The 23,190-nt window shown below is 57.3% G+C and carries 17 protein-coding genes; 5 read left to right on the top strand and 12 right to left on the bottom strand.

What is annotated here, in order from left to right:
• The first annotated feature begins 6 nt into the window (after positions 1–6).
• From PG062_RS04865 to PG062_RS04855, 3 genes are all read left to right on the top strand, one after another.
• Positions 7–1,287 (top strand): 2-hydroxyacyl-CoA dehydratase subunit D, encoded by a 1,281-nt coding sequence (locus tag PG062_RS04865; RefSeq protein ID WP_270751428.1) that lies wholly within the window; start codon positions 7–9, stop codon positions 1,285–1,287.
• Positions 1,284–2,963, top strand: coding sequence for an acyl-CoA dehydratase activase (locus tag PG062_RS04860; RefSeq protein ID WP_270751427.1), 1,680 nt, complete (start codon positions 1,284–1,286; stop codon positions 2,961–2,963). The genes PG062_RS04865 and PG062_RS04860 overlap by 4 nt, the downstream gene beginning before the upstream one ends.
• A gap of 105 nt (positions 2,964–3,068) precedes the next feature.
• Entirely contained in the window at positions 3,069–4,301 is a 1,233-nt protein-coding gene (locus PG062_RS04855; RefSeq protein ID WP_270751426.1) for a 6-phosphofructokinase, read from the top strand.
• A 491-nt stretch (positions 4,302–4,792) separates the two neighbouring features.
• On the opposite strand, the gene PG062_RS04850 is transcribed toward PG062_RS04855, so the two are convergent.
• The 9 genes from PG062_RS04850 to PG062_RS04810 form a co-directional block, all read right to left on the bottom strand.
• Positions 4,793–5,077, bottom strand: a complete 285-nt coding sequence (locus tag PG062_RS04850; protein ID WP_114001134.1) for a hypothetical protein — start codon at positions 5,075–5,077, stop codon at positions 4,793–4,795.
• Positions 5,074–6,099, bottom strand: a complete 1,026-nt coding sequence (locus PG062_RS04845) for an ABC transporter ATP-binding protein (protein WP_114001133.1) — start codon at positions 6,097–6,099, stop codon at positions 5,074–5,076. Before PG062_RS04845 ends, PG062_RS04850 begins: the two co-directional genes overlap by 4 nt.
• A gap of 2 nt (positions 6,100–6,101) precedes the next feature.
• Complete coding sequence (locus PG062_RS04840) at positions 6,102–7,121, bottom strand: ABC transporter ATP-binding protein (protein WP_333559385.1); 1,020 nt, start codon at positions 7,119–7,121, stop codon at positions 6,102–6,104.
• Between the two features lie 153 nt (positions 7,122–7,274).
• Positions 7,275–8,816, bottom strand: a complete 1,542-nt coding sequence (locus tag PG062_RS04835; RefSeq protein ID WP_270751425.1) for an ABC transporter permease — start codon at positions 8,814–8,816, stop codon at positions 7,275–7,277.
• Positions 8,817–8,834: 18 nt separating this feature from the next.
• Positions 8,835–9,821 (bottom strand): ABC transporter permease, encoded by a 987-nt coding sequence (locus PG062_RS04830; protein WP_270751424.1) that lies wholly within the window; start codon positions 9,819–9,821, stop codon positions 8,835–8,837.
• Positions 9,822–10,454: 633 nt separating this feature from the next.
• A complete protein-coding gene (locus PG062_RS04825) occupies positions 10,455–12,752 on the bottom strand; it encodes an ABC transporter substrate-binding protein (protein ID WP_270751423.1) in 2,298 nt (765 codons plus the stop codon).
• 299 nt (positions 12,753–13,051) lie between these two features.
• Positions 13,052–13,606 (bottom strand): hypothetical protein, encoded by a 555-nt coding sequence (locus PG062_RS04820; protein ID WP_270751422.1) that lies wholly within the window; start codon positions 13,604–13,606, stop codon positions 13,052–13,054.
• Entirely contained in the window at positions 13,606–15,309 is a 1,704-nt protein-coding gene (locus PG062_RS04815) for a M3 family oligoendopeptidase (RefSeq protein WP_270751421.1), read from the bottom strand. Before PG062_RS04815 ends, PG062_RS04820 begins: the two co-directional genes overlap by 1 nt.
• Before the next feature lie 176 nt (positions 15,310–15,485).
• Positions 15,486–15,653 carry a hypothetical protein gene (locus PG062_RS04810; protein WP_270751420.1) on the bottom strand — a complete coding sequence of 56 codons (168 nt, stop codon included), beginning with the start codon at positions 15,651–15,653 and terminating at the stop codon, positions 15,486–15,488.
• Between the two features lie 171 nt (positions 15,654–15,824).
• Between PG062_RS04810 and PG062_RS04805 the strand changes: the two genes are divergently transcribed.
• Together PG062_RS04805 and PG062_RS04800 are read left to right on the top strand one after the other, a co-directional pair.
• A complete protein-coding gene (locus PG062_RS04805) occupies positions 15,825–16,358 on the top strand; it encodes a nitroreductase (RefSeq protein WP_270751419.1) in 534 nt (177 codons plus the stop codon).
• A complete protein-coding gene (locus PG062_RS04800) occupies positions 16,358–16,915 on the top strand; it encodes a hypothetical protein (RefSeq protein WP_114000846.1) in 558 nt (185 codons plus the stop codon). The genes PG062_RS04805 and PG062_RS04800 overlap by 1 nt, the downstream gene beginning before the upstream one ends.
• Before the next feature lie 477 nt (positions 16,916–17,392).
• Here PG062_RS04800 and pulA read toward each other — a convergent pair whose 3' ends face one another.
• The 3 genes from pulA to PG062_RS04785 form a co-directional block, all read right to left on the bottom strand.
• Positions 17,393–19,315 carry a type I pullulanase gene (gene pulA, locus PG062_RS04795; protein WP_270751418.1) on the bottom strand — a complete coding sequence of 641 codons (1,923 nt, stop codon included), beginning with the start codon at positions 19,313–19,315 and terminating at the stop codon, positions 17,393–17,395.
• Between the two features lie 110 nt (positions 19,316–19,425).
• A complete protein-coding gene (locus PG062_RS04790) occupies positions 19,426–20,784 on the bottom strand; it encodes a citrate/2-methylcitrate synthase (protein WP_270751417.1) in 1,359 nt (452 codons plus the stop codon).
• A gap of 686 nt (positions 20,785–21,470) precedes the next feature.
• Positions 21,471–23,126 (bottom strand): putative manganese-dependent inorganic diphosphatase, encoded by a 1,656-nt coding sequence (locus PG062_RS04785; RefSeq protein WP_270751416.1) that lies wholly within the window; start codon positions 23,124–23,126, stop codon positions 21,471–21,473.
• Positions 23,127–23,190: the final 64 nt, after the last annotated feature.

The raw sequence follows: 23,190 nt of genomic DNA, 5'->3' as shown, positions 1-23,190 counted from the left end.
CCCCCTATGCCAAATATCGTTGACCGCTTTGGCCAGCTGGTGGATGATGCCATTTCCAAGCCGGAGCTTGCCCGCCAGCTGCTGCTGTTGGGCTACCGCGCCAAGGATGTGCAGCTGCTGCTTGCCCCGGAAAAAGAGCTCACCCCCGCGCGGCAGTATGCGGCACAGATCGCCATGGACGCCATGATTGCGCCCCTGGCCCACCCGCAGCGGGCGGCGCTGGTCAATATCTTTATGCCCTGTGAACTGCTGCACGCCTTCCACCTGCTGCCGATGTTTGCCGAAGCCACCGCCTGTTACCTGAACGGTGCCGCAGCCGAGCGCGGCTTTATCCATTATGCCGAGAGCGCAGGCATCAGCCCCACGCTGTGCAGCTACCACAAGGCTTTGCTGGGCATGGGGCTTTCCGGCACGGCGGGCAAGCCGCTGTTCACTGCCTGCACCTCCATTGCCTGCGATGCCAACAACCTGACCTTCCGGCGGCTGGCGCAGCATTACGGCATCCCCCACTTTTATCTGGATGTGCCCTATGACCACGATGAGTACGCTGTGGCCGAAGTTTCCGACCGCCTGCGAGAGTTCGCCGCCTTTTTGGAGGATGCGACCCACCAGAAGCTGGACGAAGCGGCCCTGCAGCAGGCAGTCGCCCACAGCGGCCGCACGCTGGAACTATTGCAGCAGGCACAGGCCGCCAAGGCCGGGCGGAACCTGCACAACGATGTCACCTCCGAATTTTACGAAGTGTTTGTGACCCACACCATGCTGGGCACCCCGCAGGCTGAACAGTACGCCCGCAAGCTGCTGGCTGATATCGAGTCCAGCCCCATGGGTGGCGGCACCCGGCTGCTGTGGGCGCACGCCGTGCCGTTTTATCAGGCGCCCGTGCGGGAGCGGCTGAATTTCTCGGCAGAAAACCAGCTTATTACCTGCGATATGAACGCCGATACCTTAGGCTGCTACATGGACCCGGACAAACCGTTTGAGAGCATGGCCGCGCGGCTGGTGAACAACATCTTTAACGGCAGCGCCCAGCACCGCATCCAGCGCGCGCTGGAGCTGTGCCGCATGCAGCAGATCGACGGGGTGGTCTACTTCTGCCAATGGGGCTGCAAGCAGACGATGGGGGCCGCACAGCTGTTCAAGAGCGCACTGGAAGCCGAGGGCTACCCGGTGCTGCTGCTGGACGGCGATGGCTGCGACCGCGCCAACACGATGGACGGCCAGACCGCCACCCGGCTGGATGCTTTCCTGGAGATGCTGCACAGCAAACAGGAGGCGCTGGTATGAGCAAAACGATTTATTATGCCTGCAAATACGCCCCGCTGGAGCTGTTTGCCGGGTATGGGGCTACCTTCTCGGCGCTGGATCCGCTGGCGGAAAGTTTTTCCTGCGCGGAGCGCTGCGCCCACGCCAACCTGTGCGGTTACGCCAAGGCTGTGCTGGAACAGGTGGAGCAATCCGGCATCCGGGCTTTGGTGCTGACCAACTGCTGCGATGCCATGCTGCGCGTTTACGATGTGCTGGCTGCCAGTGGTAAGATGGAATTTTTGCAGCTGCTGCCCGTCCCCCACCAGAGCACCCCGGCCACCCGCGCCCGCTTTGCGCGGGACCTGCGCAGGCTGGCGGATGCCCTGCAGCGGTACACCGGGCAGGAATTCGACGCCCAGCGCGCCCACGCCTTTTTTGTGCACAAACCCCACGCCGAGGGTCCGCATTTGACCCTGCTGGGTGCCCATGGCGGCAGCGTGCTGTATGATACCGTGCAGAAAGCCTTTGCCCTGCCCGTGGTGGATGCTACCTGCACCGGCAACCGTGAGCTTGCCGATGTTGCCCCCGCCGCACTGGAGGACTTTTTGCCCAGTTACGCCGCCGCCCTGCTGGGCCAGATACCCTGCATGCGGATGGATGCCCCGGTCAGTGAGCGCGCCGCCCTGGTGGACGGCCAGACCGTTGGCATTGTGTACCACACCGTGCAGTTCTGTGATTATTACGCCCCCGGCCTGACCGCGCCGGAGCAGTTCCATCTGCCGGTATTAAAAATTGAAACCGACTGTTCCCGCCAGACCTTTACCAGCGGCGGCGGGCAGCTGAGCACCCGCCTGGGCGCATTTGCCGAAAGCCTGAACGCCGTTCCCGATACCGAAAACAAGGAGGCCCCCGCCATGAACACCAACGCACAATATGCCGCCGGCATCGACAGCGGCTCTGCCAGCACCGATGCCGTGATCCTGGATCGCAGCGGAAAGATCTGCGGCTGGGCCATTGTGCCCACCGGCGCCGGGGCTGCAACCGGCGCCCGCCAGGCACTGGAACAGGCCCTGACGATGGCAGGCATTGCCGAAAGCGACCTGGGTTCCAAGGTATACACCGGCTACGGGCGCGAGTTTCTGGGCGATGACGGCGCAGCCGTGACCGAGATCACCTGCCATGCCCGCGGGGCTCATCATCTAGACCCCGCCGTGCGCACCGTGATCGACATTGGCGGGCAGGATTCCAAGGTGATCCGCCTGAGCGAAAGCGGCGCTGTTGAAACCTTTGCGATGAACGACAAATGCGCCGCCGGTACCGGCCGTTTTTTGGAGATGATGGCCCGCACCCTGCAGATGAAGCTGCCGGAGATGAGCGAGCTTGGCCTGGACTGGCACAACGATGTGACCATTTCCAGCATGTGTACCGTGTTTGCGGAAAGTGAGGTCGTCAGCCTGATTGCCCGCAGCACCGCACCGGCGGATATCATCCACGGCCTGAACAAATCTGTTGCGGGCAAAACCGCTGCCCTGGCCCGCCGCACCGGCGGCGTGGCCCCCTTTATGATGACAGGCGGTGTAGCCCGCAACCGCGGCGTTGTGAAAGAGCTGGAAACCGCCCTGAAAGCCCCGGTGGAGGTCAGCGAGTACAGCCAACTGTGCGGCAGCCTGGGCGCAGCGCTGTTTGCGCTGGAAAAAATGGGCGTGAAGCTGTAAAACCTCCGGTGCGCAAAGTACTTGCTTTAAGTCGTACTTTCGTGTACACTAGGGTGTATCATATTAAGATAGCATGATGGCTGCAAAAATAAGGAGGGCTTTCTTATGTCTTGGGGAACAAATGTACTGGTCGGCCAGTCCGGCGGGCCGACTGCTGTGATCAATTCCAGCCTGGCCGGTGTGTATGAAGCTGCCAAAGCTCTGGGTGCCGCCCATGTATACGGCATGGAGTATGGCATTCAAGGGCTTTTGCAGGGCAAGATTGTGGACCTGGATGACCGCCTTGACGACAAGATGGAAATTGAGCTGCTCAAGCGCACGCCGTCCAGTTACCTGGGCAGCTGCCGGTTCAAGCTGCCCAACCCCGCCACGGACGAACGCCCCTTTGTGCAGCTGTTTGAGCTGTTTGCCAAGTACTGCATTGGGGCCGTGTTCTACATTGGCGGCAATGATTCGATGGACACCATTGCCAAGCTTTCCGCTTACGGGGCTGCCAAGGGCAGCGAGATCCGCTTCATCGGCGTGCCCAAAACCATTGACAACGACCTGATGTACACCGACCACACCCCCGGTTACGGCAGTGCCGCCAAGTACATTGCCACCATCCTGAAAGAGGTCATCTGTGATTCCAGCGTGTATAACATCCGCAGCGTAACGGTGGCCGAGATCATGGGCCGCCATACCGGCTGGCTGGCCGGTGCCGCCAGCCTGGCTGCCGGGGCTGACTGCAACGGCCCGGACATCATTCTGCTGCCGGAGCGCCCCTTTGACGAGAATGTGTTCCTGGAAAAAGTAGCCCAGCTGGAAAAAGACCGCCACAATGTCATCATTGCGGCCAGCGAGGGCGTAAAAAACAAGGACGGCGTTTTCCTGTGTGATTTGGTATCCACAGCAGGCCAGCTGGATGCTTTTGGCCATAAAGCCATTTTGTCCGGCACCAGCCGCTACCTGGCGGATTTGATCCATGTGCGCCTGGGTTGCAAGACCCGCGCGATCGAGTTTTCTACCCTGCAGCGCTGTGCCTCCCATCTGGCAAGCCGCACCGACATTACCGAGGCATACCAAGTGGGCGGTGCTTCGGTGGAAGCTGCTTACCGCGGCGAAACCGGTAAGATGTGCGCCATCCGCCGCATTTCGGATATGCCGTACCGCACCGAAACCGAGATGGTAGATGTGCAGAAGGTTGCCAACCTGGAAAAGCGCGTGCCGGATGACTGGATCAGCCCGGACGGCATGCATGTGACCGAAGCATTCCATCACTATGCCCGCCCCCTCATCCAGGCCGAGCTGACCCCCATCTACATCGACGGCGTGCCCCGCCATCTGCATCTGCATTGATTTACGGGGGTTTTTGTTCCTTCTTTGAAAAGAAGGAAGCAGAAGCTTTAATAATATAACACAATAATATTATTTTCCATCAAGAAAGCAATGAATAATAAAAGGCGCATCGCAACCCCTTGGATAGGGTGTGCGGTGCGCTTTTGTGTTGTACTTTTATTTAGGCACTGTAGGGTGGGATGCCTTCATCCCGTCCTTGAGGAACATAAATCATCCACCACATGCTAAAAAAGCTTCTGTAGGGAACAGTCTTGACCGTTCCGAAACCTTGTCCCGAATACCATTAACAAAATTCACCGCATCAGCTCATCCGCGGGACGATGCAAGCATCGTCCCCTACAAATGTTTGTAGGTTTGCAGCAAATATTTACGTTTCTCAGCGGGGTCGGGTGCCCCCACCTTACCGGGCAAGTTGCTCTTTCCCCACAAAACAAAACACCCCCGTCCTTATTCCAGCTGTCACGCAGCCAAAACAAAGGCGGGGGTATTTTTTAATGCCAGAGGGTAAACAGCAGCGCCAGCAGGGCCAGCAGGCCAAGCAGGTAGACACCACAAATCAGCAGGGTAGCTTTCAGCGCACCCAGGATCGCCCACAGGCGCTCCTTACCGGTCAGCTGGGGGTCTTCCTCCCAGGGACGGTCAGCAGCCTGTTGGGGCTGCTGCGCGGGGGTATGGCCCTGCTTGCGGCGGCGCGGCAGCCAGATACTGTCGTGCTCAATGCCACTCATATCGGCCACGGTGCGGCCGTCATCCTCAAAGGGTTCGTTATGCTTCATTTTTCGTACAGGTGGCACACAACATAGTGGCCGGGTTCCACCTCACGCTGCTGCGGCGCTTCGGTCTTGCAGCGCTCGGTCGCATAGGGGCAGCGGGTATGGAACTTGCAGCCCTTGGGCGGGTTGGCCGGGGACGGAATGGAGCCCTGCAGCACGATGCGCTCGCGGCGAATGGTCGGGTCCGGGATAGGAATGGCGCTGAACAGTGCCTTGGTGTAGGGATGTAGCGGATGGCTGAAGATATCCGGCGTTGCACCGTACTCCACCAGGTTGCCCAGGTACATAACGCCGACCGTATCCGAAATATGCTCAACAACAGAAAGATCGTGGGAGATGAACAGGTAGGTCAGGTTATATTTATCCTGCAATTCTTTCAGCAGATTGATGATCTGGGCCTGAATGGAAACGTCCAGTGCAGAGACCGGTTCGTCACACACAACAAACTCCGGGTTCAGGGCCAGGGCGCGGGCAATGCAGATGCGCTGGCGCTGGCCGCCGGAAAATTCGTGCGGATAGCGGGTTTTGTGGTAGGGCTGCAGGCCGCAGTTATCCATGACCTGGTCAATATAATCATTGAACTCTGCCTTGGGCACCAGGTTATGCTCGCGCACAGCCTCACCGATGATCTCACCAACCGGCAGACGCGGGGACAGGCTGGAGAACGGGTCCTGGAAGATGATCTGCATCTTGGTACGCAGGTTACGCAGCTCCCTGCCGGTCATATCGTACACTTCTTTGCCGTTGAACAGTACCTGACCGCCGGTTTTTTCGCCGGCAAGGCGCAGGATTGTACGGCCGGTGGTGGATTTGCCGCAGCCGGATTCGCCGACCAGACCCATGGTATGGCCGCGCTTGAGGTTGAAGGTAACGCCATCGACAGCCTTGACATGACCCACGGTCTGGGACATCAGGCCGCCCTTGATGGGGAAGTATTTTTTAAGCTGGTTGACCATCAGAATATACTGATCATCATAGGTGACGGGGGTATAGTCCAGCTTTTTTGCGTTTTCTGCCTGTGCCATCGTCACTCACCCGCCTTTCGATTATTTTCATAGTAGCGGTAGCAGCTGACCTTGTGCGTGGGGGACAGGCTGATCTCGCAGGGGTATTCACCATCGCAGCAGGGCAGAGCCATCTCGCAGCGATCCTTAAAGTAACAGTAGTTGGGCATATTGACCGGGTTGGGCACCTTGCCGGGGATGGAGTACAGTCGGTCCACCTTTTTGCCCACGATCGGTTTGGAAGCCATCAGGCCGATGGTATAGGGGTGAGCCGGGTTTGCGAAAATCTCCTGAGCGGTGCCCTTTTCCACCACGCGGCCTGCGTACATGACAACAACGTAATCTGCCATCTCGGCAATCACACCCAGGTCATGGGTGATCAGCATGATGGAGGAGTTAATGCGGTCCTTCAGGCTGCGCAGCAGGTCCAGGATCTGGGCCTGAATCGTCACGTCCAGTGCGGTGGTGGGTTCGTCGGCGATGATAACCTTGGGGTTGCAGGCCAATGCCATGGCGATCATGACACGCTGGCGCATACCGCCGGACAACTCATGCGGGTACATCTCATATACACCCTGGCTGTTGGCGATGCCAACCATCTCCAGCATTTCAACGGTGCGCTTTTTGATGTCCTCTTTGCTCTTGCCTTCGCCGTCATGCAGAGCAATGACTTCATCGATCTGAGCACCGATGCGGAACACCGGGTTCAGGCTGGTCATCGGCTCCTGGAAGATCATCGAAATATAGTTGCCGCGCAGGTGCTGCATGACCGTGCCGGGAGTTTTGGCAACATCATAGGCTTTGCCATTACCCAGGTTCAGGCGGATCTCGCCCTGAACGATCTGGCCCTGGGGGCGCTGCAGCAGCTGCATCAGCGAAAGGCTGGTAACGGATTTGCCGCAGCCGGATTCGCCCACAACGCCCACGGTTTTGCCCACGGGAACTTCAAACGAAACACCGTCCACGCTTTTTACCACGCCGGTATCGGTAAAGAAATAGGTGTGCAGGTTATCAAATTCAACAGCGTTTTCCGGGTTCTTCATCTGGGTCAGATACTCAGATTCCGGCACATTCTTGCGCTTGCGCTGTTTTTCGTACTGGTCCGTAATGCGGCGGTTTTCTTTGGAGATACGCCGCGACTCCTTGGCGGAAAGGTAACCGTCCTGTTGTTTAGCCATCGTGTGTGTCTCCTTTCATCAGCGTTTCATCTTGGGGTCAAAGGCATCGCGCAGGCCATCGCCCACAAAGTTGAAGCCCAGAACCGTGATCAGCAGGCAGATGCCGGCCGGGACCCAGATGAACAGATAATTGGTCATAACATAAGCGTTGTTGACATCGTTGATGATGTTGCCCCAGGATGCAAACGGGTACTTAACGCCCAGACCCAGGAAAGACAGGGTGGCTTCCGTCAGGATGGTGGAGCCAAGGCTCATGGTGCAGGTAACAATCAGCTGCGGGATAACGTTGGGGATCAGGTGGCGGAAGATGCGGTGCCATGCGCTGATACCGCAGGCTTCGGCTGCCGTCATAAACTCCTGCTCGCGCAGGGACAAAATCTGGCCGCGGACCAGGCGGGCAATGCCGGGCCAGCCCAGGAAGCCGAGGATCAGCATCAGGTACATCATACGGGTCCAGGAATCAATGCGCATAGCGTCCATGGCAGCGCCCAGAATGATGATGATGGGCATGGAGGGCAGGCAGTAGAACACGTCCACGATACGCATGATGAGGTTATCCACCCAGCCGCCGAAGTAGCCGGAGATACCGCCCATGACAATACCGATGGAGCCTTCAATCGCAACAACGATGAAGCCGATGATCAGGGAAACGCGGCCGCCGTACATCAGGCGGGTCAGCATGTCCATACCGTTGGTATCGGTGCCCAGCCAGTGCTCCTTGTTGGGGCTTGCGTAACGGTCAAACACATAGGTTTCCGTCATCTGCTTAACACTCCAAACACCGGTGCTGGCATCGTACACGATGTCATACTCGGCTTCGTTGCCGTCGGCATCGGTGTAGTTGAACTCGGTAATATTATCGTCAATGGCTTCTTCCAGGCGGTCGCGGAAGTCACGGCTGATGACCACGCTGGCATCGGCAGCGGAAACGACAAAGCGGCCGATGTAGGCAACTCCGCTGCCGCTCTGGGTGATATTGCCGTCAGCGTCCAGTTCATAATCCTGGCCATCAGCAGTAAAGGTGGTCTCCCCTGCTGCCTGGGCAGTCAGGGCGGCCAGCTTGGCATCAAAGCTCAGCTCGGCCACGCCGTCCGCTGCGGTGACCATATCCTTAGCGGCATAAGCCAGCACAGTGCGGCCCTGGCGGAAGACGTACAGGTCCTCGTTCAGGGTTTCCACTTCGTAATCGTTATCTTTATAGGTAAAGGTCTCTTCACCTTTCTTGATGGCCTCACTGCCCTTGCTCTGGGCAATGGAGCCGAACTCCTGGCCATCGGCAACAACAAAGCGCAGTTTATCGTTGCGGGTCACACCCACATACTCTTTGGACATCTGGGTGTAGGTGTAGAACTGCTGGTCCTGGCCGTAAGGGCTGACCACGCCGCCAATGAAGGAAAAGACGAACATGGCAAGCAGCATCGTCAGGCCCACAACGGCCAGACGGTTGCGGAAGAACCGCTTGGCAACCAGCGCGCCGGGCGAAAGCACCTTAACGCGGCGGTCGTCGTTCAGGGAGTACTGCTCCTTTTTGGGGGTGTTGTTCTGGGTATTCTCACTCATGGGTGCAGTCTCCTTTCTTTAAGAAATGCGCACGCGCGGGTCAACCACTGCGTACATGATATCAGTCAGCAGGTTGCTGACCAGGGTAAGCACCGCCATAAAGGACAGGTAGAACATGGTGAACGGGATATCGCCCGCAACCATGGACTGGTAAGAGATGTAGCCGATGCCGGGGATGGAGAACAGGGTTTCCGTGATCAAGGCACCGCTGAACAGGCCGGGCAGGGAACCGCCGATGATGGTAACCAGCGGGATCAGGGTGTTGCGGAATGCGTGCTTATAGATGACCACATGCTCCGAAAGGCCCTTGGCGCGGGCGGTACGGATATAGTCGGCGTTCAGCACTTCCAGCATGTTGGTGCGGGTGTAACGCATGGTAGAGCCGATGGAAACAATGACCAGCGTGACGATGGGCAGCACCAGATGGTTGGCGCGGTCACAGAACTGGCCCCACGAGCTGAGCTGGGCATAATCACGCCCGACCAGGCCGTACAGGTCAAACCAGCCAAGCTTGACAGAGAACAGCAGCTTGAGCAGCGTGGCAAAGAAGAAGCTGGGCAGAGAGATGCCCACCAGAGCCACAGCGGTGATGACGTAATCGGTACGGGAATACTGTTTGGTAGCAGCCAGGATGCCCAGGGGCACAGCGATGATCATGGACACCACAAAGGAGATGCCGCCCATGACAACAGACAGACCAATAACTTCCTGGAATTTTTGAACAACAGGGACGTTCCACTTCCAGCTGTCACCGAACTGACCGCGCACTGCGCTGGACAGCCAGGTCATGAAGCCGGGCAGGACGCCCTTATCCAGACCATAGGCTGCGTTGAGCTGATCCAGCCATTCCTGATACGGTTTTGCGCCCGGTGCCTGAGACAGCTGCATGGCCATGTTCTCGGCAAAAGAGCTGGGCAGGCTGCGCATCATCACATAGATGATGAAGGTAACGCAAAACAGGATCACAAAAGAAAGCAGGATACGCTTGATGACGTAGTTTCGCACTTGAAAAATCGTTCCTTCCTTCGCGGGCAGGGAGGCCGCGTTTTTAATGGCTGCGCCGCATGGCTCCAAAATACACATGAGCCGGGGCCTTGTAGCTTCGCCTATGGTGTACCTAAAAAGTCGAAAATTTAGGGCAATACCGCATAATTCTAAGTGCCGATACGGCGAGCGAGGTGCGGCAGATGCTAAGCCAAAAGCGCAGATAATACTGGAGTCTTATCGAGCATTTTGGCAACGCAGATGCCGTGCCGCAGCCGCCGGAGCGGTGCTTAAGCCGTCAGGCGGGAATTGTGCGGTGTTGCCTTAGCCTGTTTCTACAAACACGACTGAATTTTGCGTTAAAAAGCCTTGGAATCCACAAAGGATTCCTGCAGCTTTTTGCCTTAAATCCGCCTCATGTTTGCGAAACATCCGTCATTTTCTTTGTTTTCAGATACACCTCATTACTTTGATACCGAATATGGGCATCCCCCTCCCTCGGACAGAGGGAACTGTCCGGGGGAATGGGACGGCCACATTTGGGCTGCAAATGTACCGTTGCTTTTACCACAGCAAGCAACCGCCCCCTTAACCGGATCGGTACAGAGAGCGGTTGCTCACCATAAATTCAACAACAGGCTGCGCTGAAAAAAATTACTTCAGAGCAATCTTGTTGATCTCAGACTGATAAGTCCAGTACGGGGTCATATCGTTGGGGATAGTAGTGGTGTCGACACGCTCGCTGGAGAAGATGGTAGCTTCGCTGCGCTGGTAAACCGGCAGTTCAACACCCCAATCCAGGATGATCTCCATTGCTTCCTTGTACATGGCCTTACGGGCATCCTGATCGGTGGTCTGGCGTGCAGCCTCGATCAGTTCGTCCAGATCAGAATCGTTGATCTTGTAGTAGTTGGTGGAACCGTTGCTGTCGTACAGCTGGTACATATCGGGGTCGTTGGTGGACTGCCATGCAGCAACCCAGCCTTCGGCAACGCCGGACTGATAAGAGCTGTACAGGTCAGATGCGTTTGCCAGGTCGTTGACGGTCAGGGTGAAGCCGATGGTCTTGAGAGCAGCGGCTGCATTGGTCAGAACCTGGAAAGAGGGGTGGTCGCCGTTGCCGGAAGCACCGATGTTGACGGTGTATTCCATCTTGGCGCCAGCCGGAGCTGCGGTGACCTGGCCGTTTTCAACGGTGTAGCCGGCTGCTTCGAAGTAGCCGAGGGCGGCCTGCAGAGCAGCAGCATACTTGGTGTCGCCGCTCATATCGCTGGTGTAGATCTCGTTGCCGTCAACGTCGGTAGAGTAAGCGATCTTGTAGCCGTCGTCGGTAACGGAAGGAGCTGCCCAGGAAGTGTTGGACATGGGGTAGTTGATGATGGTTGCGGTGTCGCCGTAGTAAGAGTTGATGCCCTCATCACGGTAAGCTGCGATCACGGTCATGATGGCCTTGCGCAGGTCCTTGGACTCTTCAGAAGCCGGGTCGTTGCCAACCTTGACGTTCTCAGCGCTCAGGGCAATGTAGCCGTAGCCGCGGAAGTCCTTCAGACGGGTGGTGATGACAGAGCCGTCCAGATCAGAGTCGCCGCCGTTGATGGTAGCGATCTGGTTGGCAGCTTCCAGAGAGTAAGAAGGATCGGAAATGTCGATGGTGCCGGCCTGAACACCGGTGATCTTATCGGCTTCCTGGGTCTCCTTCATGTTGACGTGCTTGATCAAGGCTTCGCCTTCGTAGTAGTTCGGGTTAGCATCCAGGTAGATGACACCGTCGCTGTACTTGTTGAAGGTGTAGACACCGGCACCCATGGGAGCGCTGGTGACAGAACGAACCTTGCTCAGGTCGCCCTTCTTGAAGCCGTAGGAGTGGTTGTCGTAATCATACAGGCTGCGGTCGCCATAGTAATCCAGGGAGGCGATAGGCAGCTGCAGCTGGTAGATCATGGAGTTGGACAGCTCGGTGGTGGTGATGGTCATGCTGTAATCGCCGGTCTTGACAATGCCGGAAACGGTGTCAACGTCAGCGCCGGTGGCAACACCGGTGGTGGAGTAAGCATAAACATCAGCCGGGATCAGGTCAGACAGAGCAGAGCCTGCGGTCTCAGCTTCCATGGAAGCAAAGTTCCAGTCATATTTTTCTGCGATAGCCAGGAAGAAATCCTTTGCGGTAGCGTCAGCGGCCAGGCCGTCAAAGCCCCAAGCGGAAGCAGCAGCGGCAACGTTGCCTTCGTCAGCGTAACCGGCAGCAACGCAGTTATCAACGATCTCCTGTGCAAATGCAGTGCCGCCTTCGTTAACAGCATCCCAGAAAGCCTTCTGCTGCTCAGCGGTGAACAGGCTGTTATCAGTGTTGTCCTCGCCTGCCTCAGCAATCAGCTTGGACAGGGTGGTCATGCTGTTGCGGTAATCATCCAGGCCGGCAATGGGCATGGAGTACAGGGTGGCGGAACCGTCATAGGTCGGGTCCATGTAAACATACAGGTTGAAGATGACGTCATCAATGGTGATGGGGGTGCCGTCAGAGAAGACCAGGTCATCGCGCATGTTGATGGCATAGGTAACGGTGCCGTCAGCATTCTCGGTCACTTCGCAGTCAGCGGGGCCATAGTAGGTGTAATCGGTGCCGTTGTACTCGCGGGTCTCACCCTCGATGCCCTTCAGGATCATTTCGCCCTTACGGTCAGCGCCCAGCAGGGCAATGTTGGTCAGGTCGATAACGTGCTGGTCAGCGGAAGAAGCGGCGAAGAACGGGCTGAACTTGCCCTCAAAGCCGGTATCTGCCAGAACCAGGGTGCCATCGCTGCTGCCGGTATCGGTAGCAGCGGCTTCGCTGGTAGCCTCGCTGGAAGCAACAGACTCAGCGCTGCTGGAAGCGGAAGAACCGCAGCCAGCCAGCAGGCCCGCAGCCATTGCAACAGCCATGGCCAGTGCAAGCACTTGCTTGGTGTTTTTCATGTTTGTATAACCTCCCAAATCATTTTGGTAATGGCGGCAATTTTAACACTACCAAAAGGAGTGTTAAATAAGAAAGGCTTAAGCCTTTCCGCATTTGCGGTGTTCCCTCACCGCAAACAAATGTCACCAATAACTATGTTATAATATCGCAATTTTCAATTTCTGTCAACCAAAAAACGCCGTTTTGGCAACATCTAAATAAAAGTCAGCAGGATAACCATAACAGCACGCTGAATTTTGTAAAATTCTTCCGCGCCGCACTTTAGCGGGCTAAATTCTGCGTTATGGTGCAAGGTCTTTTACTCTTCGCGCCCGGAACCGGATTCTTCGGTATAAACCGCTGCCCGGATGGTGTGCCCTGCGGCAAAAGCAGCCGCAGCAGCCGCAGCGGCCAGCGCTGCAAATAATACTGCATACCGGATAGCGTTTTGTCCGCCATTCAAGAACACATCCACGCACTCCCCTACTGCAGCCAGCGCGGCGAACACCCCGGTCAACAGGCAGCGCAGCGGCAACTTGGCTACCGTTTCTTCATACACATAGCTGCGCAGGCGTGCCCCGCCGCGGCTCATGCGGGCCAGCGCCCACACCGCGCTGATGCCAGCCACCAGCGCCCCGGCATACGGCAGCAGTACATAAAATTGCTGCATGGCCCCCGGCGCGGGCACCATGCCCGCCGCCGCCAGCGCCGCCAGTGCCCCGCCGCACAGCGCCCACAGCAGGCCCCGCAGTTTGGCATACGGCATGCTGCCGGTATAGCAGCGGTAGCTGCCCTGGTACAGGTAGCTGCCGTTGACATCCCTGCGGAAGTCATTCAGGTATTCCCGCCCACGGCGGGTTTTCTTTTGCTGCATTATTCGATCCCCGTCAGGTCATAGTTGTCCAGCCACTGCTTGGCCGTTTCGCACACGCCGCGCAGGCAGCTTTCCTCAAAGGGGCTGTCCAGTCCGGCGTTTTTCAGCAGCTCAGTAAACACGCGGCTGCCGCCCTGGCGGGTGTATGCCATGTAGTGCTCCCACGCGTTGGCGCGGTCCTTTTGCAGCATGGCCCAGAACTGCAGGCTGACGGTCTGTGCCAGGCAGTAGTCAATATAATAGAAGGGGCTTTCGTAAATATGCTTCTGGCGCTGCCAGCCCTCACCCTCGCTGTAGAACGGGATCTCGCCGTCCAGCTTCATCCACGGCATATAAATGCCCAGCAGTTCTTTCCAGGCGGCGTGGCGCTCGGCAGGGGTCAGGTCCGGCTTTTCGTACACGATATGCTGGAAGTGATCCACCATGGTGCCATACGGGATAAAGGTCAGCGCACCGGCCAGGTGGCTGTACAGGAACTTGCGGGTATCCTTGCCAAAGAAGCCCTCCGCCCACGGCCAGGCAAAGAATTCCATCGACATGGAGTGGACTTCGCATCCTTCCATGCTGGGCCACACGGTGGAATACGGCACGCGGTCACGGTTGGTGTATGCGGCAAAGGCATGACCCGCTTCATGCGTGACCACCTCAACGTCATGCTGGGTGCCGTTGAAGTTGGCAAAAATGAACGGTACCTGATAATCCCACAGGCTGGTGCAGTAGCCGCCCGCCGCCTTGCCGGGGGTGGAAAGCACGTCCAGCAGCTCATTGTCCAGCATGGTGTTAAAGAAGATGCCGGTTTCGGGTGAAAGTTCCTCATAGAATTTTTTACCCTGGGCCAGAATGGCATCGGCATCGCCGCAGGGGGCGGGGTTGCCGGAACGGAACATCAGGGCATTATCGGCAAAGCTCATGGGGTACTGTTTGCCCAGGCGCTTGGCCTGCTCACGATAGATGCTGTCCGCCAGCGGCACCAGATACTTGACCACGGCGGCACGGAACTTTTCTACATCCGCTTTGGTATAGCAGTTGCGGCCCATGCGGTAGTAACCCAGGGTGGTGTAACCCTCGTACCCCAGCTTTTTGCCCATCTTATCCCGCAGGTGGGTCAGCTTGTCATAAATATCATCCAGCTGTTTCTGGTTGTCCTTATACCACTGGCCCTCGGCTTTCCAGGCGGCCAGGCGGCGGGCATCGTCCGGGTCATTCTTGAACGGGCTCAGCTGGGACAGAGTGTACACCCCGCCCTCAAACGGGATCTGTGCGCTGGCCAGCAGCTTGCCATACTGCTGGGTCAGCTCGTTTTCCTGCTGCAGTTCCTCCATGATATCGGGCGAGAATGCCTTGCGCTCAATTTCGGCGTTCACAAACATCAGGTCGCCGTATTCTTCGGCAAAGTCTTTGCGGTAGGGGCTTGCCAGCATGGCGGCGGTCCAGGAATCCTGCCACTGCTGGATCTGCGGCATGGCGCTGTTGGCAAATTCCATCTCTTCATCATAGAACTTATCCCGCGTATCAATGGTATGGCGCACGCTGGCCAGGGTGAACAGGGTATCCACATGCTTGTTCAGCACCTGCTCCTCCAAAAAAGCGGCGCGGGCAGCGGCATAGTCAGGGGCGTTCTGCAAACGTTCGGTCAGTGCGGCAAACTGTTCTTTCAGGGCGCTCATGTCCGGGCGCTCATAGGGCATTTCGGAAAATTTCATGGGTTCGTTTTCTCCTTATTCTACAGTTTTGTTCGTGACTTAGGGACATTATACCATGGCGCAAAAAATAAGACCAGCCCGAAAAAGGCTGGCCTTCCATGATTCTGTATGATTTTACATGCTATTCATAAATTATCGCACGCAGCGGCGGCGCGCGCTCCCCTGCCCCTTTGCCGTCAGCGCAGGGGTTGGCCCGCCTGCCATTCTGCCCGCCGGACCTGATAAACCGCCAAGCGGCGGGCGGCAAGGGCATTTTTGCAGGCAGCTACCCGGCGTTGCACCTGCTGTTCGGCACAGGCGGCAGCGCGCTGCTGCGCGGTATTTTGTGCAAGCATCAGTTTCATGGTTTATGCCCTCCCCTTGTGTGCTTCCAGCATACCACGGCGCGGTGTGGCACACCATACCGTATTTCTCCATTCAGGAAAAATTTTATTTTACTTTCAGGAAAGTTTTATCCGCTTGCATCCCTATGGTATAATAAAGCTGCAATATTAAATGAAAGGGATGGCACTACCATGACCAATGAAGTTTTGAATACCATGAAAACCCGCCGCAGCTGCCGCTGCTACCTGGACAAGATGCCGGAGCCGGAAGCGCTGAACGCCGTGCTGGAAGCCGGCACCTGGGCCCCCACCGGCATGGGCCGCCAGAGCCCGGTGATTGTCTGCATACAGAACAAGGCCGACCGCGATACTTTGAGCAAGATGAACGCCGCCGCGATGGGCGGCAATGGCGACCCGTTCTATGGCGCTCCCTGCGTTGCCGTTGTGCTGGTGGATAAAACCATCCCCACCTGTGTGGAGGACGGCAGCCTGGTGATGGGCAACATGCTGAACGCCGCCGAGAGCGTGGGGCTTTCCGCCTGCTGGATCCACCGCGCAAAGGAAATGTTTGAAACCGCCGAGGGCCAGGCCCTGCTGAAAAAGTGGGGTGTGCCCAATGCCGAAAACCTGCGCGGCGTGGGCAACTGCATCCTGGGTTATGCTGCCGAGGGCGGCAAGAAGGCCCCTGCCCCGCGCAAAAAAAACTATGTGGTGCTTGTAAAGTGATGCAGAACGAGAAAAAGCTGGTTGTTTTGTTCCCCGGCTTTGGTTACGGACCGGACAAACCGCTGCTGTATTATGCCGCCAAGGTTGCCCGCCGGCAGGGGTTGGACTGCATGGTGGTGCAGTACAGCCAGCTGTTCCCCCACGAGGAAACGCCGCAGGCCAGCGCCGCCAAAAGCTACCCCGGCGCCGCGCAGGACGCCATGACGCAGATCCCTGCCGGGTATGACCGGTACATCTGCATTGCCAAGAGCTTTGGCACGATGGTGGCCGCCGGTTGGGTAAAGGCCCACCCGGAATACCATGTGACCCTGCTGCAATTAACGCCCCTTGCGTGGGAGTATGCCCCGCTTTACGCCGGGATGCCCGCCTGGCACGCCACCGGCACTGCGGACCCGTTGGGCGGTGCCGCGCTGCGCCGTGCTTTGGAGGATGACCCCGCCATTACCACCTATTTTGTGGAGGGCGGCAACCATTCGCTGGACACGCCGGAGGATTACACCATTGGCCTTGAGGCGCTGAAAGACATTGTGAGAAAGTATGAAGAAGCGATGAGGTAAGTTAGGCGGGAGGAGTTTTCGTTTTTAATTAGAAATGAGAAATTAGGGCAATACCGCATAATTCTAAGTGCCGATACGGCGAGCGAGGTGCGGCAGCTGCCAAGCCAAAAGCGCAGATAATACTTTGTGTATTATCGAGCATTTTGGCAACGCAGATGCCGTGCCGCAGCCGCCGGAGCGGTGCTTAAGCCGTAAGGCGGAAATTATGCGGTGTTGCCTTAGCAATTAGGAATTGGAGATAAGGCAGGGCCCGGTGCATGGTTTAAGATGCACCGGGCCTTGTGTTTGTTTTGGAAAGAATAATTAAAAAAGAATAATGGCCACATTTTTCGTGATGTGCCGCGATTCTATTCGTAGGGGCGTATATTATGCGCCCGTCGCCTTGCGGGTGGGTGATGGGGTGAGATATCCGGCACGGCCCGTTATTAAAGTTTCTGCTTCCTTCTTTTCAAAGAAGGAACAAAAACCCCCATAAACTCATTCCACCTTCAAAATCGTCACGCTGACGGGGGCGAGTTCGATGGCATTGCGGCAGGCGGGGCCAAAAGGTTCGGCGGCGGCACGGGTACCATCGCACAGATAGCGCCAGCTCCCGGCAGGCAGGGCCGCCCACTGGCGGGTGCACTCCGGGTTATAATAAACGGCCAGTCGCCCTGGCAAGCTTTCGCCCTGGCGCTCTGGCACAAAGCCGATCAGCCACCCCGGCAGGGACAGAATGCAGGGTTCTGCATCCCCCGCCATACCGGAAAGCTCCGGATACGCCTTGCGGATTTCCAACAGTCCGTGATAATACTGCACCAGCTCCTCCAGCTGGGCGGCGCGTGTCCAATCCAGGCGGTTCAGCTCCAGCGGGCCGCGGTAGGTGTTGTGGTCGCCATGCTTGGTGCGGGCAAACTCTTCGCCCCCCTGCATGAACGGCAGACCCTGGCAGGTCAGGTAAATACCCGCCGCCATGCGGTTCTGGGCTAGCAGATCGGCATCCGGCGCGGCATAATCCCCGCGGCGGGCCACGCATTTCAGCTTATCCCACAGGGTATAGTTATCATGGGCCGAAACATACTGCACCACCTGGCCCGGCGCCTGGGGCATAAAATCCGCCTGGCCGCCGCGCCACGCCGGGATAGAATGCAGCACTTGATACCCACAGTGCATATCGCCGTTGATGTAGCCCGCGCTGCCCGCATTGAACACCCCGCCCTTGATGGCATCGCGGGTGTTATCGCAGAAAAATCCGATGCGGCTGTCCAGCAGGCCCGCCGCCTGTTTGTTGGCGGGGATCGCGCCGTGTTCCATGCGGGTGCTGCCGCCCTGCCACGGTTCACCGTACATGAGGATATCTTCGCCGCCGGGCAGGGCATCCAGTGCAGCGCGGATTGCGTTCATGGTTTCCACATCGTGCAGAGCCATCAGGTCAAAGCGGAACCCGTCAATATGGTACTCTTTGGCCCAGTACACACAGGAATCCACCAGATACTTGCGCACCATCGTGCGCTCGCTGGCAAGGTCACATCCACAGCCGGAGCCGTTGGTCAGGCTTCCGTTTTCCCACCGGCGGTTCCAGTAGCCGGGCACCGTGCGTTCCAGCCAGCTGTTGGAATAATAGGTATGATTATACACCACATCCATCACCACGCCCAGCCCGGCGCTGTGCAGGGCCTGGATCATAGCGCGGCATTCCCGCACGCGCACCTCGCCGTGGAACGCATCGGTGGCATAGCTGCCCTCCGGCAGGTTATAATTCAGCGGGTCATACCCCCAGTTGTAGTCCTCGCCGCTCACTTCGTCCACCGTGGCAAAGTCAAAAATAGGCTGCAGCTGCACATGGGTCACACCCAGCCGCTTAAGGTAGTTCAGCCCGGTGGGGTGTACGCCGTCCCCGTTCAGGGTGGTGCCGTCCACCGTAAAGCCCATAAACTTGCCGCGGTAAGCCTGCGGCACGCCGCTGGCCGGGTCGGCGGTAAAATCCGCCACATGCACCTCCCACACGCTGCGGGCATGGGCGGGGATAGCCGGGCGTTCATCCTTCTGCCAGCCGTCCGGCACGGCGGCGGCCTGGTTCAGCACCATGCTGCGGGTGCCCCCTGCCCCGGCTGCGTGGGCGTAGGGGTCCGCTGTAACGGTGGAGGTTCCATCCGGGAACTGCAGCTCATACTGGTAATACTGCCCGGCCAGGTCACCCGCCAGTTCCAGGTACCAGGTGCCGCCCTCACTGCGCTGCATGGCCAGGGTGCCAAGGTCGGCAGCTTCCGGCTCTGCGTCCGTGCCCGTAGCAAAGCGGTGCAGCGCCGCGCTGCACGCCGTGGGGGCCCACAGGCGGAATGCCGTAGCGCTGCTGCGCCACACTGCACCAAGGTCATTCCCGGCATAAACCGGCAGCTGGGATGCCTGTGTTTCGTTCATGGGGATTCCTCCTACTGATATACCACAAAAAAGGCACAGCCTTTGCGGCTATGCCCAAAATGCTTACGCTATAATTTTAACAGGTCTGGCCCGCCAGTGCAAGGCTGAAATCAGCCGCGGTTTTCCATCGGCAGGTAATCTCTGGTTGCCATAACACTTTTGTACGCGGGGCGAATGATTTTATCCACATTGACCAGCTCTTCCATGCGGTGGGCGCTCCAACCGACCACACGAGCCACAGCGAACATGGGGGTATACAGTTCCACGGGGATGCCCAGCATGTTGTAGACAAAGCCGGAATAGAAGTCCACGTTGGTGGAAACGCCTTTATAGATATGGCGCTTTTCGGCAATCACCTGCGGGGCCAGGCGCTCCACCGTGTTGTAAAAGTCAAAGTCCGCCTTGCGGCCCTTGGCCATGGCCAGCTGCTGCACAAAGCTCTTGAACACCACCGCGCGTGGGTCCGACAGAGAGTAGACCGCATGGCCCATGCCGTACACAAGGCCCTTATGGTCAAAGGCCTCTTTATCTACAATTTTGCCGATGTAGGCACGCATTTCGTCCTCATCGGTCACATCGGAAACATGGGCGCGGATATCGTCCATCATCTCCATGACCTTGATGTTCGCGCCGCCGTGCTTGGGGCCCTTCAGACTGGAAAGCGCCGCTGCAATGACCGAGTAGGTATCCGCCCCCGAAGAAGTGACCACGCGGGTGGTGAAAGTGGAGTTATTGCCGCCGCCGTGCTCCATGTGCAGCAGAAGAGCAATATCCAGAACATGGGCTTCCAGCGGGGTATACTGCTGGTCGGGGCGCAGCATCTGCAGCAGGTTTTCTGCCGCCGAAAGCTCCGGCCGCGGGCGGTGGATGTACATGCTGCCGTCATTCAGGTAGTAATTATAGGCATGGTAGCCATACACCGCCAGCATGGGGAAGACGCTGATCAGCTTGATGCACTGCTCCATCTGGGTCTGCAGGCTGTTATCCCCCACCGAATCATCATAAGAAGCCAGGGTCAGCACGCTGCGGGTCAGGCTGTTCATCAGATCCTTGCTGGGGGCTTTCATGATAACGTCCCGCACAAAGTTGCTGGGCAGGGCACGGCATTTGGTCAGGCAGTCGGTAAATTCATGCAGCTGCTGTTCATTGGGCAGATCGCCAAGCAGCAGCAGGTAGGCAACTTCCTCAAAGCCATAGCGCTTGCCGCGCAAACCACGGATCAGGTCATACACGTTATACCCGCGGTACCACAGTTTGCCATCGCAGGGGGTTTTAACGCCGTCACGCATTTCAAACGCATCAATGCGGGAAATATTGGTAATCCCGGCCAGCACACCGTTGCCGTCCTTATCGCGCAGGCCGCGCTTTACACCGAACTCATCAAACAGGTTCGGATCAATGGCATCGTTATGTACACACAGTTCTGTAAACAGCTTGGCTTCTTTTTCGATTGCCGCATACTCACCCATGGTTTGTCCTCCTTTTACTTTTGAGACTTATCGTTGCATTATACAGTGTATTAGATATATTATACACCGTGTTCAACGTCAAAAGGTGAAAAAAGCGTTAATTTTAATTAGGGTGTATCTGAAAAGTCGAAAATTTAGTCTATTTCTACAAACACAGCCGGATTTTGCGTTAAAGAGTCTTGGAATCCACAAAGGATTCCTGCGGCTCTTTGCCTTAAATCCTGCTTGTGTTTGCGAAATATCCGTCATTTTCTTTGTTTTCAGATACACCTTAGCGAAATCATGTCGAACGGCAGCAAAAAGCCGCAAATGTACTAAAATAAAGAACATTCACGGCCATCTTAAAGCAATGTATAAATACCAGAATAATTATTCGTCGGAGACCTCGGAACCTGGTAGTTGCCCGCGGGCGACGGTGTGAAGTTCCGGGACATACCGGGCGCTGGCACCCCATCGGCATAGCCGCCGGGGCCTCACTCCGCATCATCCCGAAACTTCCCCCGCCGCCCTTGGTTCAGCTCAAATTCCTAAGGCAACACCGCACAATTCCCGCCTTACGGCTTAAGCACCGCTCCGGCAGCTGCGGCACGGCATCTGCCGCACCTCGCTCACCGTATCGGCACTTAGAATTATGCGGTATTGCCCTAATTGAGATAACTCCTACCTCCTGCTTCCTAACTCGTAACTTATGCTTGCAGTGCCTGCAATGCCGCCATCAGCGGGGGGATCAGCTGCTTTTTGCGGCTGACAACCCCGGGCAGCACAGCTTTGCCGTCCTTGGTTTCCACATGGAATGCGCTGCGCACAATTTCTTCCGCCTGCTGGCCGCAGAACAGCAGGTCTGTGGCCTGGGCACGCATATCGGTGCACATAAAGAACACCATGGGCACACCGGCCTGGGCCAGTGCTTCCGGCAAAAATGGCGTGATGAGCGCTTCTGCCGCCGAGCGGGAGTTGGAGGTCATGTAAATAGCCTGGCCAACGCCGAACTTGGCATCGCCGCGGCTGAATACCTTAAAGTCAGAGAAGAACACATCGTCCGCCGTGCGGCCCGTCAGGTCGGCGCCGGCTTCAAACATCTGCTCCGCATAGGTGGGGATCTCCTCGCCCGCGATCCTGGCCAGCTTTTCGGCAATGTGCTGGTCAAGCGGCGTGGAGGTAGGCGAACGGAACATCAGCGTGTCCGACAGAATAGCGGAAAGCAGCAGGCCTGCAATCTGGGGTGGGATCTCTACACCGTGCTCTTCATACATGCGGCTGATGATAGTAGCGGTGCAGCCAACCGGCTCGTTGCGGAAATACACCGGCCCGGCAGTTTCCAGTGCACCAAGACGGTGATGGTCGATGATCTCCAGAATCTCCGCCTGCTCCAGACCATCCACAGCCTGACCGCGCTCGTTGTGGTCCACCATAATGACCTGCTTGCGGTGCACGTTCAACAAATTACGGCGGCTGATGACACCGCAATATTTGCCATTGGCATCCAGGATGGGGAAATAGCGGTGGCGCACATTGGCCATGACCTTGCGGGCGTCTTCCACTGCAGTATTCACGCTGAATTCCAACAGGTTCTTGCTGCGCATAAAGTGGCGCACCGGGGCGGCGGTGGAAATCAGGCGGGCGGCGGCGTACGTATCAAACGGGGTGGTAATGACAATGCATCCTTTTTCCTGTGCGCGGGCCAAAATGGTACGCGGCACAGCAGAGCCGCAGCAGACAACAATGGCACCGGCGCCACAGTCAATGGCGCACATCTGCACTTCGTACCGGTTGGACACCAGCACAATATCACCGGGGTTCACGGCACCATCCATAATTTCCGGGCTGGTGCCAATAAAAATGCGGCCGGAGGTAATGCAGGCATCGGGGTCGCCCAGCAGCATTTCGCCTTCCAGGGTGCTGAGCACGTTTTTGTAGCTCGTCTTGGATTTTGCCAAAACCTCAGTATCAAATAGGTCCATATTGGCATTGGCAATGTCCTTAACGGTGATCAGGCCCAGCAGTTCTTTATCCTCGTCAATGGCGCACAAGGTATCGATCTCGGTGTCGCGCATCATGCTCCATGCGGCACGGATGCTCATTTCCTTATCAATGCCGGGCTGCTCGCGGATGTCGATGTCCTTCACCTGGGGGCTGACGTCGGTACACAGGCGCGGCGGCTCCACCCCAAAATGCTTGAGCACAAAGGCGGTTTCGCGGTTGATCTGCCCGGCACGGCGGGCTTCGTACACAGCATCCCCCAGCTGGTTTTTCAGGTAGGTATAGGCCAGCGCAGAGCAGATAGAGTCTGTATCCGGGTTGCGGTGACCAATGATGTTGACCTTACGGCGTGTCTTTGGCATAGTTTTTCCCTTTCCCAATCAATTCAAGGGGTATATGCAGCAGCCTTTCCCCTCTTTTGGGTTA

Origin of the sequence: Gemmiger qucibialis (genome assembly GCF_027689445.1) — a bacterium.
In the GTDB taxonomy this organism is placed as follows: domain Bacteria; phylum Bacillota; class Clostridia; order Oscillospirales; family Ruminococcaceae; genus Gemmiger; species Gemmiger qucibialis.
Note: the sequence above shows the minus strand (reverse complement) of the source record. Positions and strands in the feature narration are given on the sequence as shown.